The organism is Cellulomonas endometrii (assembly GCF_949769265.1).
Taxonomy (GTDB): Bacteria; Actinomycetota; Actinomycetes; order Actinomycetales; family Cellulomonadaceae; genus Cellulomonas; species Cellulomonas endometrii.
In genome coordinates, this window is the sequence record NZ_CATKPC010000001.1 from 124,231 (window position 1) to 138,009 (window position 13,779).

The following is a 13,779-nucleotide window of genomic DNA, read 5'->3' on the forward strand; positions in this document are numbered from 1 at the left end:
GTGGCGAGCGTGCTGTGGTCGGGGGGCCGGCTGCGCGACCCCTCCGAGCCGGTGCTGGAAGGCGCCGACGCGGGGTTCACCACCGGGCTCGGCGTCTTCGAGACGTGCGCCGTGGTCGACGGGCACGCGTTCGCCCTCACCCGGCACCTCGACCGGCTCGCGGCGTCGCTGCACGCCCTCGACCTCCCGGCCGTCGACGAGGCCGAGGTCCGCGGCGCCGTGGCGGCCGTGCTGGCGGCGGGCGGCGCGGAGGTCGGGCGGCTGCGCGTCACCGTGAGCCCCGGGGCGCCCGGCGCGGCGCGCCCGACGCTGGTCGTGACGGCCGGACCGGCGCCCGTGCGCGGGCCAGCGCGCGTCGTGCGGTCGGCGTGGGTGCGCAACGAGCGGTCGCCGCTCGCCGGGCACAAGTCGACGTCCTACGCCGCCGACGTCCTGGCCCTGGCGGCGGCGTCCCGCGCGGGCGGCAACGAGGCGGTGCTCGCGAACACGCGCGGCGACCTCTGCGAGGGCACCGGCTCCAACGTCTTCGTGGACCGCGACGGCGAGCTGCTGACCCCGCCGGCCGGCTCCGGCTGCCTGCCCGGGGTGACGCGGGCCCTCGTGCTGGAGTGGGCGGCGGACGCCGGCATGCCGGTGCGCGAGGCGCGGGTCGGCGAGCTGCCCTGGACGGTGCTGGACGACGTGGCGGCGGGCTCCGCCGGGCTCGCGCTCAGCGGCTCCCTGCGCGGGTTCGCGGGCGTGCGGGCGCTCGACGGGACCCCCGTGGAGGTCGGGGCGCTGACCGCCGAGGTGGAGCGGCTGTTCCGCCGGCGCGCGGCCGACGACCTCGACCCGTAGGCGGGGCCGGAGAGGGTCAGGCGGTGAGGAGCGCCGCGATGAGCGCGGCGATCTCGCCCTCCATGCGGTCGCTCTCGGTCCCGAGCGCCACCAGCTGCTCGGTCGCGGTGAGGAACCGCTCGAGCGGCTCCGACGGCGAGGCGAGCAGCGCGCTGCCCTCGATGCCGGTCAGCGAGATCAGGGTGAACAGCGGGTCCTCGTCCCGCCACACCTGCACGTCCCCGCTGCCGGCCGGGTCCTCGGCGTCCGCGAGCATGCCCTGGAGCAGGAGCTCGCGGCCGAGCAGCCACACCGACGTGGACTGCGGGCTCGTGAACACGGCACGCACCGTGTACGGGTCGCTCACGCGGTACGACAGCTCCGCGGTGACAGGCAGGACGCTGGCATCGGAGCTGATGAGCTGCATGGCGACGGACTCGACGACGTCGTACGAGCGCTGGGCCACCGCATCCTCCTTCACACACGTCCACACACGTCACGCGAGACGTCCATCATGACAGCCGCCGGGCGGGTCCGAGCCGTGCGGGCCCGACTTTCACCCGGTGGGACGCCTCAGAAGAGCAGCGGTGCGGCCGTAGGGGTCGGGTTGCGCCGGGCGGCGGCGGGACGATCCCGCTGCTGACGCGGTCCCCGCGCCCGGCGAGCGGCCGACCCGCGCCGGTTTCGGAGTTGGGCGCCGGGTCGGGTAGAGTTCTCAACCGCCGGGCGATTGGCGCAGTGGTAGCGCGCTTCGTTCACACCGAAGAGGTCACTGGTTCGAACCCAGTATCGCCCACCGGCACGACGGCCCCCGGTCCCCACGGACCGGGGGCCGTCGTCGTCCCTTGGTCGCGCGTCCCCACCCGCGGGTGACCGGTCGGTAGCATCGACCCGGACCCCGCGCGCCAGGCGCGGGCCGACCCGAGGAGACCCCGCAGTGTCCGAGCTCATCACCCTCACCGTCGACGGCACCAGCACCACGGCCGAGGCGGGGACGACGGGCACGGACCTCTTCTCCGCCCGCCGCGAGGTCGTCGTGGCCCGGGTCGACGGGGAGCTGTGGGACCTGTCCCGCCCGCTGCCCGACGGCGCGGTCGTCGAGGCCGTGACCATCGACTCGCCCGACGGCCTGGCCGTCCTGCGCCACTCCGCCGCGCACGTGCTCGCGCAGGCCGTGCAGGAGGTCAACCCGAAGGCGCGGCTCGGCATCGGCCCGCCCGTGACCGACGGCTTCTACTACGACTTCGACGTCGAGACCCCGTTCACGCCCGAGGACCTCAAGGCGCTCGAGAAGGTCATGACCCGCATCGTCCGCGAGGGGCAGGCCTTCCGGCGCGTCGAGGTCACGGACGACGAGGCGCGCGCGCTCGCCGCCGACGAGCCGTACAAGCTCGAGCTGATCGGCCTGAAGTCCACCGCCGACACCGCGGGCGAGGGCGCGTCGGTCGAGGTCGGCTCCGGCGGCCTGACGTACTACCAGAACGTGCGCGGCGCGGGCCGGGAGTCCGAGGCGGTCGTCTGGCAGGACCTGTGCCGCGGCCCGCACCTGCCCAGCACCAAGCTGCTCGGCAACGGCTTCCAGCTGACCCGCTCCGCGGCGGCGTACTGGCGCGGGTCCGAGAAGAACCCGCAGCTGCAGCGCATCTACGGCACGGCCTGGCCGACCAAGGACGAGCTGAAGGCGTACCTGGACCGCGTGGCCGAGGCCGAGCGCCGCGACCACCGCCGGCTCGGCGCCGAGCTCGACCTCTTCTCGTTCCCCGACGAGATCGGCTCCGGCCTCGCGGTGTTCCACCCCAAGGGCGGCATCATCCGCATGGAGATGGAGGAGTACTCGCGGCGCAAGCACGTCGAGGCGGGCTACTCGTTCGTCAACTCCCCGCACATCACCAAGCAGCAGCTGTTCGAGATCTCCGGCCACCTGGACTGGTACGCGGACGGCATGTACCCGCCCATGCAGCTGGACGAGGAGCGCGACGCCGACGGCAACATCAAGCGCGCGGGGCAGAACTACTACCTCAAGCCGATGAACTGCCCGATGCACAACCTGATCTTCGACTCCCGCGGCCGGTCCTACCGCGAGCTGCCGCTGCGGCTGTTCGAGTTCGGCACCGTCTACCGCTACGAGAAGTCGGGCGTCGTGCACGGCCTGACCCGTGCCCGCGGCTTCACGCAGGACGACGCCCACATCTACTGCACCCGCGAGCAGATGAAGGGCGAGCTCACGAGCCTGCTCACCTTCGTCCTCGACCTGCTCAAGGACTACGGGCTCGACGACTTCTACCTGGAGCTGTCGACCCGGAACCCCGAGAAGTCGGTCGGCGAGGACGCCGCGTGGGAGGAGGCGACCGAGACGCTGCGCCAGGTCGCCACCGAGTCCGGCCTCGAGCTGGTCCCCGACCCGGGCGGCGCCGCGTTCTACGGCCCGAAGATCTCCGTGCAGGCGAAGGACGCGATCGGCCGCACCTGGCAGATGTCCACCATCCAGCTGGACTTCAACCTGCCCGAGCGGTTCGAGCTCGAGTACACCGCGCCCGACGGCAGCCGGCAGCGGCCCGTGATGATCCACCGCGCGCTGTTCGGGTCCATCGAGCGGTTCTTCGCGGTGCTGACCGAGCACTACGCGGGCGCGTTCCCGGCGTGGCTGGCGCCCGTCCAGGTGCTCGCCGTGCCCGTGGCGGAGCCGTTCGAGCCGTACCTCGAGGACGTCGTCGCCCAGCTGCGCGCCCAGGGGATCCGCGCCGAGCTCGACCGGTCCGACGACCGGTTCGGCAAGAAGATCCGCAACGCCAGCACGCAGAAGATCCCGTTCGTGCTCATCGCCGGCGGCGAGGACGCGGAGGCCGGGGCGGTGTCCTTCCGGTACCGCGACGGCCGGCAGGAGAACGGCGTGCCCGTGGCGGAGGCCGTGGAGCGCGTCGTGGCCGCGGTCCGCGAGCACGCGCAGGTCTGAGCGCGTGACGTCCGACGCGGGGGAGGCCCGCGAGCCCGGGACCGGCGACGTGCCGGCGAGCGCGGCGGTGGAGGACGCCGCCTCGCTCGCCGGCGTGCCCGACGGCTTCGGCCGGCTGTGGACCCCGCACCGGATGGCGTACATCGGCGGCGAGAACAAGCCGTCGGGCTCGGGCGCGGGCGACGGCTGCCCGTTCTGCCGCATCCCGTCGCTGCCCGACGAGGAGGGGCTGGTCGTCGCGCGCGGCGACGTCGCGTACGTCGTGCTGAACCTCTACCCGTACAACGGCGGTCACGTGCTGGTCGTCCCGTACCGGCACGTCGCCGACTACACCGACCTCACGGCGGCCGAGGTCGCCGAGGTCGCCGAGCTGACCCGGACCGCCATGCGGGTGCTGCGCGAGGTGAGCGGGCCCCACGGCTTCAACCTGGGCATGAACCAGGGCGAGGTGGCGGGGGCGGGCATCGCCGCGCACCTGCACCAGCACGTCGTCCCCCGCTGGTCGGGCGACGCGAACTTCCTGCCCATCGTGGGCCGCAGCCGCGCGCTGCCGGAGCTGCTGCACGACACCCGGGCGCGTCTCGCGGCCGCCTGGCCGGCGCGGCACGCCCGCGCCGACGACCCGAAGGAGTGACCGGCACGTGCTGAACGGACTGCGGGGAGCCATGACCCGGCTCTTCACGCCGGTGGCCGACGCGCTGCTGAGGCGCGGCGTCTCGCCGGACGCCGTGACGATCACCGGGACGGTGGCCGTCGTGGCCGCCGCGCTGTGGCTGTACCCGGCCGGGCACTTCCTGGCGGCGAGCCTGGTCATCGCGTTCTTCGCGCTGACGGACAGCCTGGACGGGGTGATGGCGCGCCGGTCCGGGCGCTCGGGTCCGTGGGGCGCGTTCCTGGACTCGACGCTGGACCGGTTCGGCGACGCGGCGATCTTCTCCGGCCTGGTGCTCTGGTTCATCGGCGAGGGGGACTCGTCCTCGGGCGCCGGCCTCGCGCTCGCGTGCCTGGTGCTCGGCTCGATCGTCCCGTACGCCCGGGCGCGTGCCGAGGGCCTGGGGATGACCGCGGCCGTCGGGATCGCCGAGCGCGCCGACCGCCTGGCCGCGGTGCTGGTCGCGACCGCGCTGGTCGGGGTCGGCGTGCCCGAGGTCGTGCTGGTCGTGGTGCTGGGGCTGCTCGCGGTGGCGTCGCTCGTCACGGTCGTGCAGCGCATGCTCACGGTGCGGCGCCAGGCGATGGGGCCGGCGTGAGCGCACGGGCGCCGCGGGTGGACGTCGCGAGGCTGTACGCGTTCGCCTGGCGGGTGACGGGCCGGGTGCCCGACCCGGCGATGCGGGCGGTGTTCCGGCTGGTCGCCGACGTGACGTGGCTGCTGCGCGGCGGCGGGGTGCGGCAGCTCGAGGCGAACCTGCGGCGCGTGCGGCCCGGGGCGTCGCCCGCCGAGCTGCGCCGGCTGTCCCTCGCCGGGATGCGGTCGTACATGCGGTACTTCGGAGAGGCGTTCGCCCTGGTCGGCGCGACGCCCGAGCAGATCGACGCGCGCGTGCGGATGGTGGACGGCGGACGCGTGCAGCAGGCGATCGCCGAGGGCCGGACCACGGTGCTCGCGCTCGGGCACGTCGGGAACTGGGACCTCGCCGGCGCGTGGGCGGTGCGCAACCTCGGCCGGACCGTCACCGTGGCGGAGCGGCTGAAGCCGGAGGCGCTGTTCCAGGAGTTCCTCGCGTTCCGCGAGGGTCTGGGCCTGGAGATCATCCCGCTGTCCGGGAGCGGTGGGGGCGTCTTCCGTGAGCTCGTCCGGGCGGTGAAGCAGCCCGTCGGCGGCGTGCTGCCGCTGCTGGCCGACCGCGACCTGACGGCCCGCGGCGTGGAGGTCGACCTGTTCGGCGAGCGCGCCCGCGTGGCCGCGGGACCCGCCGCCCTCGCCGTTGCCACGGGGGCGTCCCTGAGCACCGCGGTCATCACCTACGAGCGGCTGACCGGCGCCCGCCGCCGCGCCGCGGGCACGTCCTGGGGCATCGTCATCACCTTCGGCCGCGAGCTCACGGCGCCCGACGACGTGCCGCGGTCCGAGCGCGTCGCGGCGCTGACGCAGGCGTGGGTCGACGACCTCGCCGTGGGGATCGCCGCGGCGCCGCAGGACTGGCACATGCTGCAGAAGGTGTTCGTCGCGGACCTCGACCCCGAGCGCTACGCGCGGACGCTCGCCGCCGAGCAGGGGGCGTCATGACCGCCGCGACCACCACGCGCCCGCTGCGGATCGGCATCGTCTGCCCCTACTCGTTCGACGTGCCGGGCGGCGTGCAGTTCCACGTGCGGGACCTCGCGGAGGCCCTGATCGCCCGCGGGCACAGCGTGTCCGTGCTCGCGCCCGCCGACGACGACACCCCGATCCCGCCCTACATGACGTCGGCGGGGCGCGCGGTGCCGGTCCGGTACAACGGCGCCGTCGCCCGCGTCACGTTCGGCCCGGTCACCGCCGCGCGGGTGCGCCGCTGGCTCGCGGCCGGCGAGTTCGACGTGCTGCACCTGCACGAGCCCGTCACCCCGTCGCTCAGCATGCTGGCGCTGTGGATCGCCGACGGGCCGGTGGTCGCGACGTTCCACACGTCGCTGGTCCGCTCGCGGCCGCTGCAGCTCGCGTACCCGCTGGTCCGGCAGTCCCTGGAGAAGATCAGCGCCCGGATCGCGGTGTCGGAGGACGCGCGGAGGACGCTCGTCGAGCACCTGGGCGGCGACGCGGTGGTGATCCCGAACGGCGTGTACGTGGACGCCTTCGCGCGCGCCGCCGCCGACCCGCGGTGGGTCGGCACCACGGACGCCCCGACCGTCGTGTTCCTCGGCCGGCTGGACGAGAGCCGCAAGGGCCTGCCCGTGCTGCTCGACGCCGTCCCCGAGGTGCGCCGGGCGTTCCCCGGCGTGCGGTTCCTGGTCGCGGGGCGCGGCGAGACCGGCCCCGAGGAGGCGCGCGAGCTGCTGGGCGACGACGCGGACGCCGTCGAGTTCCTCGGCGGGATCAGCGACGAGGACAAGGCGCGGCTGCTCGCGTCGGCCGACGTGTACTGCGCCCCTCAGACCGGCGGCGAGTCGTTCGGCATCGTGCTGGTCGAGGCGATGAGCGCCGGCACCGCCGTCGTCGCCTCCGACCTCGGCGCGTTCACCCGCGTGCTCGACGAGGGGCGGGCCGGCGTGCTGTTCCGCACCGGCGACCCGGCCGACCTGGCCCGCACGCTGATCGACCTGCTCGGCGACGACGCGCGCCGGGCGGAGGTCGCGGCGGCGGGGGAGGCCGCGGTGTGGCGGTACGACTGGTCGTCGGTGACCCACGAGGTGCTGACGGTCTACGAGATGGCCGTGCAGGGCAGCGAGGCGCCCGTCGGGGAGGACCCGACGTCGTGGCGCGGGGCGCGGCGCCTGGAGCGGCGGCGCACGCGCGGCGCGGAGTCGTCATGACCACGTCCCGTGCCGACGTCCGTCCCGCCCGTGAGCCCGAGGAGGCACCGGAGTGACCTGGTCCGAGACCGCGGTCGTCGTGGTCGCGGTGCTGCTGCTGGTGCTGTGGTGGTCGTGGGTGGCCGCGTCGCGCATCGACCGGCTGCACCGCAAGGTCGTCGCGTCCCGCGCGGTCGTCGACACGCAGCTGCTGCGCCGGGCGTCGGCGGCCTCGACGCTCGCGGCGTCCGGCGTGCTCGACCCGGTGAGCTCCGTGCTGATCGGCGAGGCGTCCTGGGCGTCGATCGCCGCCGGCTCCCCGCAGACCCAGGGCATCGCGACGCTGCCGGCCGAGCTCGGCGGGCCGGAGCGGGCCGGCGCGCCGGCGGACCGGGGGCTGATCGAGAGCGAGCTGTCCTCGACGCTGCGGGAGGCGCTGGACGACCCGGCGGAGGTGGAGGCGCTGCGCGAGGAGCCCGGTGCCGGGGAGCTCCTCGACGCGCTCGGCGACGCCTGGTACCGCGTGCAGCTCGCCCGGCGGTTCCACAACGAGGCGGTCGCCCAGGCCCAGCGCATGCGGCGCGGCTGGGCCGTCCGGACGCTGCGGCTCGCGGGGCGCGCGCCGATGCCGGAGACGCTCGAGCTCGACGACGCCTGGCCCCCCGCGCTCGGCCGTCCCGGGCGCCCCCCGGCCGCCGCCTGACCTGTGGACGCCGCGTCGGCACCGTGCCGCGCGCGTCTACGATGGACGGTGGAACCCGAACTCCCCTCCCTCGAGATGTGAGGCACGCAGTGAGCACCGACACCAGCCAGCCCAGCACCCCCGCCGACGCGCCCGCGGTCGGCACCGCCCGCGTCAAGCGCGGCATGGCGGAGATGCTCAAGGGCGGCGTGATCATGGACGTCGTCACGGCCGAGCAGGCCAAGATCGCCGAGGACGCCGGCGCGGTCGCCGTCATGGCGCTCGAGCGGGTGCCGGCCGACATCCGCGCCCAGGGCGGCGTGGCGCGGATGAGCGACCCCGACCTGATCGACGGGATCATCAGCACGGTCTCCATCCCGGTGATGGCCAAGGCCCGCATCGGCCACTTCGTCGAGGCGCAGGTGCTGCAGAGCCTCGGCGTGGACTACGTGGACGAGTCCGAGGTGCTCACGCCCGCGGACTACGCGCACCACATCGACAAGTGGCAGTTCACCGTGCCGTTCGTCTGCGGCGCGACGAACCTCGGCGAGGCGCTGCGCCGGATCACCGAGGGCGCGGCGATGATCCGCTCCAAGGGCGAGGCCGGCACCGGCGACGTCTCGAACGCCACGACGCACATGCGCACCATCCGCGACGAGATCCGCCGCCTGTCCTCGCTGCCCGAGGACGAGCTGTTCCTCGCCGCCAAGGAGCTGCAGGCGCCGTACGACCTGGTGGTCGAGGTCGCGCGCGCCGGCAAGCTGCCCGTCGTGCTGTTCACCGCGGGCGGCATCGCCACCCCCGCGGACGCGGCGATGATGCGCCAGCTCGGCGCCGAGGGCGTGTTCGTCGGCTCCGGCATCTTCAAGTCGGGCAACCCGGCCGAGCGCGCCGCGGCGATCGTCAAGGCCACCACGTTCTACGACGACCCCGACGTCATCGCGAAGGTCTCGCGCGGCCTCGGCGAGGCGATGGTCGGCATCAACGTCGACGACGTCCCCGTGCCGCACCGCCTGGCCGAGCGCGGCTGGTGACGAGCCCGCTGCCGTCCGACGGCCCGTCGACCCTCCCGGGGGCCGGCGGGCCGTCGCCGTCCGGGGGCACGGGCCAGGGCGCGACGAGCACCGCGCCCTCCGCGCTCGGCGACGACTGGGTCCTGGGCGAGGACGGCCTGCGGTTCCGCCGCGCGGCGCGGGTGCTGCTGCTCGACGCCGACGACCGGCTGCTGCTGGTGCGCGGGCACGACGCGGACCAGCCCGAGCGGTCGTGGTGGTTCACGGTCGGCGGGGGCATCGACGCGGGGGAGCAGCCCCGCGCCGCCGCCGTGCGCGAGGTGCGCGAGGAGACGGGGCTCGTGCTGGACCCCGGCGCGCTCGTCGGCCCGGTACTGACCCGCACGGGCATCTTCGACTTCTTCGCGGAGCGCTGCCGGCAGGAGGAGGAGTTCTTCCTGGCGCGGGTGGAGTCCGCCCTGGACACCGACGCGGTGGCGCGGGACGGCTGGACCGCCGTCGAGCTGGACGTCCTGGACGAGCTGCGCTGGTGGCACCTGGACGACCTGGACCGGGAGACCCGCGAGGTGTTCCCGGCGGGGCTGCCCGACCTGGTCCGGCCGCTGCTGCGGGGCTGGGACGGCGTGACCCGGCACCTGGGGGAGCAGCTCGACGACTGATTTCCGTACCGGGGGGTAACTTCGGGGCGCCGATCTCCGGTAGCGTGCAGCGGTGCCCACCTCGACCTCTCCCGTCACCCACATGCACCGCAGCGGGATCCGCACCCTCATGGAGCTCGCGATGCGCGACCCGGAGGCGATCCGGCTCGAGATCGGCGAGCCCGACGTGCCCACGCCGGCGCACGTCGTCGCGGCGGCCGGCCGGGACGCCGCCGCCGGCCACACGGGCTACACGTCGAGCACCGGCACGCCGGAGCTGCGGGAGGCGCTGGCCGAGAAGGTGCGCCGGGTCAACGGCCTGGAGGTCACGGCGGCGGACGTCGTCGTCACCCACGGCGCCATGCACGGGCTCGCGATGGCGGTCAACGCCCTCGCCGGCCCCGGCGACGAGATCCTGCTGCCGGACCCGGAGTTCCCGAACTGGCGGATGGCCGCGGTCGCCGCGGGCGTCGGCGTCGGCACCTACCCCGCGCGCGTCGAGAACGGCTTCGTGCCGACGCTCGCCGACATCGAGGCGTCCCTGACCCCGGCCACCAAGATCGTGGTGGTCTGCTCGCCGAACAACCCGACCGGCGCGATGTACCCGCCGGAGCTGCTCGCCGGCGTCGTCGAGCTCGCCCGCGAGCGGGACCTGTGGGTGTTCTCCGACGAGTGCTACGAGGCGATCACCTACGGCGACCCGCACGTCAGCCCGGCCGCGTTCGACACCGACGGCCGCGTCGTCACGTTCTTCAGCTTCTCCAAGACGTACGCGATGACGGGGTGGCGGCTGGGCTACGTCGTCGCGCGGGACCCCGGCGTGGTCGACCTGCTCGGCCAGGTCGCCGAGGCCACGGTCGCGTGCCCGTCGTCGGTGAGCCAGCGCGCGGCCCTCGCGGCGCTGACGGGCCCGCAGGACGACGTCGCCGCGGCCGTCGCGTCCTACCGCGAGCGGCGCGACGCCGCCGTGGCGCTGCTCGAGAGACGGGGGATCGGCTCGGTCCTGCCGCAGGGCGCCTTCTACCTCATGGTCGACGTCTCCGCCGCCACGACCGACTCCGAGGCGTTCGCGCTGCGCCTGCTCGACGAGCGGCACGTGTCCGTGTCCCCGGGCAGCGCGTTCGGCGCGGGCGGCGAGGGCATGGTCCGGGTGTCGCTGGCCAGCGAGCGGTCCGCCCTGCTGGAGGGGCTCGGCCGCCTGGCGGACATGGTCGACGGCTGGGAGGCCGTGGAGGTCCCGGAGGTCGTCGAGCGCGCTGTGGAGCAGGCTGCCGCCCTCGATTCGTAGGATGAGCGGGTGAGCTCCTCTCCCACCATCGGTGTCCTGGCCCTGCAGGGCGACGTCCGCGAGCACCTCGCCGCCCTGCGGGCGAGCGGCGCGGAGGCCGTCCCGGTCCGCCGGACGTCCGAGCTCGACGCCGTCGACGCCCTCGTGCTGCCCGGCGGCGAGTCGACCACCATCGACAAGCTGCTGCGTGCGTTCGAGCTGGACGCCCCGGTGCGGGAGCGCCTCGCCGGCGGCATGCCCGCCTACGGGTCCTGCGCGGGCATGATCCTGCTCGCCGACCGCATCGAGGGCGGCATCGACGGCCAGCGGACGCTCGGCGGGCTCGACGTCACGGTGCGCCGCAACGCGTTCGGCCGGCAGGTCGACTCCTTCGAGACGGACCTGCGGATCGAGGGCGTGCCGGACTCCGACGCCGACCCCGTGCACGCCGTGTTCATCCGCGCGCCCTGGGTCGACGAGCTCGGGCCGGACGCCACGGCGCTCGCCCGCGTGGAGTCCGGGCCTGCCGCCGGTAGGATCGTCGCGGTGCGCCAGGGCCCGTTGCTCGCCACGTCCTTCCACCCGGAGGTCACGGGCGACACGCGGGTGCACCGGCTGTTCGTCGAGATCGTCCGCGACGCCCTGTGAGTGCGGGGCGCGACCCGAGGCAGGGGAGCGCCGCACCGCCGGTCCGGGGGACGCGCAGGTCGACTGCGGAAACGAGAGGGTACGAAGCGATGTCGGGTCACTCCAAGTGGGCCACCACGAAGCACAAGAAGGCCGTGATCGACGCGAAGCGCGGCAAGCTCTTCGCGAAGCTCATCAAGAACATCGAGGTGGCCGCCCGCACGGGCGGCGGTGACCCCGCGGGCAACCCGACGCTCTTCGACGCCATCCAGAAGGCCAAGAAGACCTCGGTCCCGAACGACAACATCGAGCGCGCGGTCAAGCGCGGCTCCGGTGCCGAGGCCGGCGGCGCGGACTACCAGACGATCCTGTACGAGGGCTACGGCCCCGGCGGCGTCGCGTTCCTGGTGGAGTGCCTCACCGACAACCGGAACCGCGCCGCGGCCGACGTCCGCGTCGCGTTCACCCGCAGCGGCGGCCAGCTGGCCGACCCGGGCTCCGTGGCCTACCTGTTCTCCCGCAAGGGCGTCGTGATGGTCCCCAAGGAGGGCACCACCGAGGACGACGTCATGATGGCGGTGCTGGAGGCCGGCGCCGAGGAGGTCAACGACGCGGGCGACTCCTACGAGGTGCTGTCCGAGGCGACCGACCTGGTCGCCGTGCGGACCGCTCTGCAGGACGCGGGCATCGAGTACGACTCCGCCGACGTCGTGTTCCACCCGGCGACCCAGATCGAGGTCGACGCCGAGGGCGCGCGCAAGATCCTGCGGCTGATCGACACGCTCGAGGACTCGGACGACGTGCAGAACGTCTACGCGAACTTCGACGCCTCCGACGAGGTCATGGCCGAGCTCGAGGACGACTGAGCTCTCCCCGCTGAACCACCCCGCGACGCCCCGCCCGGCCCCGGCCGCGCGGGGCGGGCCGCGCCAGCGCGCGTCCCGCCCGCGCGTCCCGGCCGGTTCCGCGGTGCGCGGCTGGGAGGATGCGGGGGTGCGCGTACTCGGAGTGGACCCCGGACTGACCCGCTGCGGGCTCGGCGTCGTGGACGGCCTGCCCGGCCGCCGGGTGCGGATGGTCGCCGTGGGGGTGGCGCAGACCCGGCCCGACGAGGACATCGACCAGAGGCTGCTGGGCATCGCGGGCCAGATCGACCTGTGGCTCGAGGAGCACGCCCCCGACGCCCTGGCGGTCGAGCGCGTGTTCGCCCAGCACAACGTCCGGACGGTGATGGGCACGGCGCAGGTGGCGGGGATCGCGATGCTGGCGGCCGCGCGGCGGCGCATCCCGGTCGCGATGCACACGCCGTCCGAGGTGAAGGCGGCGGTCACCGGGAACGGCCGCGCGGACAAGCCGCAGGTGCAGACGATGGTCGCCCGGCTGCTGCAGCTCGACGAGCTGCCGAGGCCCGCGGACGCCGCCGACGCGCTCGCGCTGGCGATCTGCCACCTGTGGCGGCCGGCCGGTGCGGTGGGCGCGCCGCAGCGGGCGCCGGGGTCGATGACCGCGGCGCAGCGCGCGTGGGCGGCGGCGGAGCAGGCCTCGCGGCGCGTGCGGGCCTGACCGTGCGGGCCTGACCGCTCGCGCTACGGGGACCGCACCGGCGCGCCGCCCGTCGTCCCCAGGGGCGCGCGTGTCGTTCGTACAGGTGTTCGCACGCGTGGCAGACTGCTCGCGATGTCCGACGGGAAGGAGCCGGTGTGATCGCCTCGGTGCACGGGACGGTGCAGGCCGTGCGGCTGGACGCCGCGGTGGTGGAGGTCGGCGGGGTGGGCATGCTCGTGCAGGCCACGCCGGCGACGCTGGCGGGGCTGCGCGTGGGCCAGACCGCCACGCTGCACACCTCGCTGGTCGTCCGGGAGGACTCGCTGACGCTGTTCGGGTTCGCCGACGCCGACGAGCGCGAGGTGTTCGAGGTGCTGCAGACCGTCAGCGGCGTCGGGCCCCGGCTCGCTCTGGCGATGCTCGCCGTGCACACGCCGGACGGGCTGCGGCGGGCGGTCGCGACCGAGGACCTCGCCGCGCTCAAGCGGGTGCCCGGCATCGGGCACAAGGGGGCGCAGCGGATCGTCCTGGAGCTCGCCGACCGGCTCGGCGCGCCCGCCGTCGTCCCGGCCGCCGCGGGGGCCTCGGCCACGGCCGCGCCGGCGGACCGCCGGGACCAGGTCGTCGACGCGCTCGTCGGCCTCGGCTGGAACCAGAAGGCCGCGCAGGACGCGGTGACGTCCGTGCTGGACGGCAGCGACGAGCCCGTGGGGGAGGCGGAGGTCGCCGGCGTGCTCCGGGCGGCGCTGCGCACGCTGGGCGGCGGCCGTGGCTGACGGCACCGACGGGCTCGCGGGCCCCGGGTT

Annotated in this window: 15 protein-coding genes and 1 tRNA gene; 15 read left to right on the forward strand and 1 reads right to left on the reverse strand. The window is 74.8% G+C overall.

Annotation, left to right across the window (positions count from 1 at the left end; all coding sequences use genetic code 11):
• Complete coding sequence (locus QNH85_RS00530) at nucleotides 1–837, forward strand: aminotransferase class IV (protein ID WP_282943849.1); 837 nt, start codon at nucleotides 1–3, stop codon at nucleotides 835–837.
• A 16-nt stretch (nucleotides 838–853) separates the two neighbouring features.
• Here QNH85_RS00530 and QNH85_RS00535 read toward each other — a convergent pair whose 3' ends face one another.
• The gene (locus QNH85_RS00535) at nucleotides 854–1,282 is read right to left on the reverse strand and encodes an SsgA family sporulation/cell division regulator (protein ID WP_213281652.1); all 429 of its coding nucleotides are present in this window, start codon (nucleotides 1,280–1,282) and stop codon (nucleotides 854–856) included.
• Between the two features lie 258 nt (nucleotides 1,283–1,540).
• Between QNH85_RS00535 and QNH85_RS00540 the strand changes: the two genes are divergently transcribed.
• The 14 genes from QNH85_RS00540 (at nucleotide 1,541) to ruvA (ending at nucleotide 13,749) form a co-directional block, all read left to right on the forward strand.
• Nucleotides 1,541–1,612, forward strand: a tRNA-Val gene (locus tag QNH85_RS00540).
• A 141-nt stretch (nucleotides 1,613–1,753) separates the two neighbouring features.
• The gene (thrS, locus tag QNH85_RS00545) at nucleotides 1,754–3,769 is read left to right on the forward strand and encodes a threonine--tRNA ligase (RefSeq protein WP_282943852.1); all 2,016 of its coding nucleotides are present in this window, start codon (nucleotides 1,754–1,756) and stop codon (nucleotides 3,767–3,769) included.
• 49 nt (nucleotides 3,770–3,818) lie between these two features.
• A complete protein-coding gene (locus tag QNH85_RS00550; protein WP_282944326.1) occupies nucleotides 3,819–4,403 on the forward strand; it encodes an HIT family protein in 585 nt (194 codons plus the stop codon).
• Nucleotides 4,404–4,410: 7 nt separating this feature from the next.
• Entirely contained in the window at nucleotides 4,411–5,019 is a 609-nt protein-coding gene (pgsA, locus tag QNH85_RS00555) for a phosphatidylinositol phosphate synthase (RefSeq protein WP_282943854.1), read from the forward strand.
• Nucleotides 5,016–5,999 carry a phosphatidylinositol mannoside acyltransferase gene (locus tag QNH85_RS00560; protein WP_282943856.1) on the forward strand — a complete coding sequence of 328 codons (984 nt, stop codon included), beginning with the start codon at nucleotides 5,016–5,018 and terminating at the stop codon, nucleotides 5,997–5,999. The genes pgsA and QNH85_RS00560 overlap by 4 nt, the downstream gene beginning before the upstream one ends.
• Nucleotides 6,000–6,022: 23 nt before the next feature.
• Entirely contained in the window at nucleotides 6,023–7,222 is a 1,200-nt protein-coding gene (locus QNH85_RS00565) for a glycosyltransferase family 4 protein (RefSeq protein WP_282944328.1), read from the forward strand.
• A 52-nt stretch (nucleotides 7,223–7,274) separates the two neighbouring features.
• A complete protein-coding gene (locus QNH85_RS00570; RefSeq protein WP_213281658.1) occupies nucleotides 7,275–7,904 on the forward strand; it encodes a hypothetical protein in 630 nt (209 codons plus the stop codon).
• A gap of 89 nt (nucleotides 7,905–7,993) precedes the next feature.
• Nucleotides 7,994–8,917, forward strand: coding sequence for a pyridoxal 5'-phosphate synthase lyase subunit PdxS (gene pdxS / locus QNH85_RS00575; RefSeq protein ID WP_213281659.1), 924 nt, complete (start codon nucleotides 7,994–7,996; stop codon nucleotides 8,915–8,917).
• Nucleotides 8,914–9,555 carry an NUDIX hydrolase gene (locus QNH85_RS00580; protein WP_428830334.1) on the forward strand — a complete coding sequence of 214 codons (642 nt, stop codon included), beginning with the start codon at nucleotides 8,914–8,916 and terminating at the stop codon, nucleotides 9,553–9,555. The genes pdxS and QNH85_RS00580 overlap by 4 nt, the downstream gene beginning before the upstream one ends.
• A gap of 52 nt (nucleotides 9,556–9,607) precedes the next feature.
• Entirely contained in the window at nucleotides 9,608–10,822 is a 1,215-nt protein-coding gene (locus QNH85_RS00585; protein WP_282943858.1) for a pyridoxal phosphate-dependent aminotransferase, read from the forward strand.
• Nucleotides 10,823–10,831: 9 nt separating this feature from the next.
• A complete protein-coding gene (gene pdxT, locus QNH85_RS00590) occupies nucleotides 10,832–11,449 on the forward strand; it encodes a pyridoxal 5'-phosphate synthase glutaminase subunit PdxT (protein WP_282943860.1) in 618 nt (205 codons plus the stop codon).
• Nucleotides 11,450–11,538: 89 nt separating this feature from the next.
• Nucleotides 11,539–12,294, forward strand: a complete 756-nt coding sequence (locus tag QNH85_RS00595) for a YebC/PmpR family DNA-binding transcriptional regulator (protein WP_213281661.1) — start codon at nucleotides 11,539–11,541, stop codon at nucleotides 12,292–12,294.
• Between the two features lie 127 nt (nucleotides 12,295–12,421).
• Nucleotides 12,422–12,991 (forward strand): crossover junction endodeoxyribonuclease RuvC, encoded by a 570-nt coding sequence (gene ruvC / locus QNH85_RS00600; RefSeq protein ID WP_282943862.1) that lies wholly within the window; start codon nucleotides 12,422–12,424, stop codon nucleotides 12,989–12,991.
• A gap of 137 nt (nucleotides 12,992–13,128) precedes the next feature.
• Nucleotides 13,129–13,749, forward strand: coding sequence for a Holliday junction branch migration protein RuvA (gene ruvA, locus QNH85_RS00605; protein ID WP_282943864.1), 621 nt, complete (start codon nucleotides 13,129–13,131; stop codon nucleotides 13,747–13,749).
• Nucleotides 13,750–13,779: the final 30 nt, after the last annotated feature.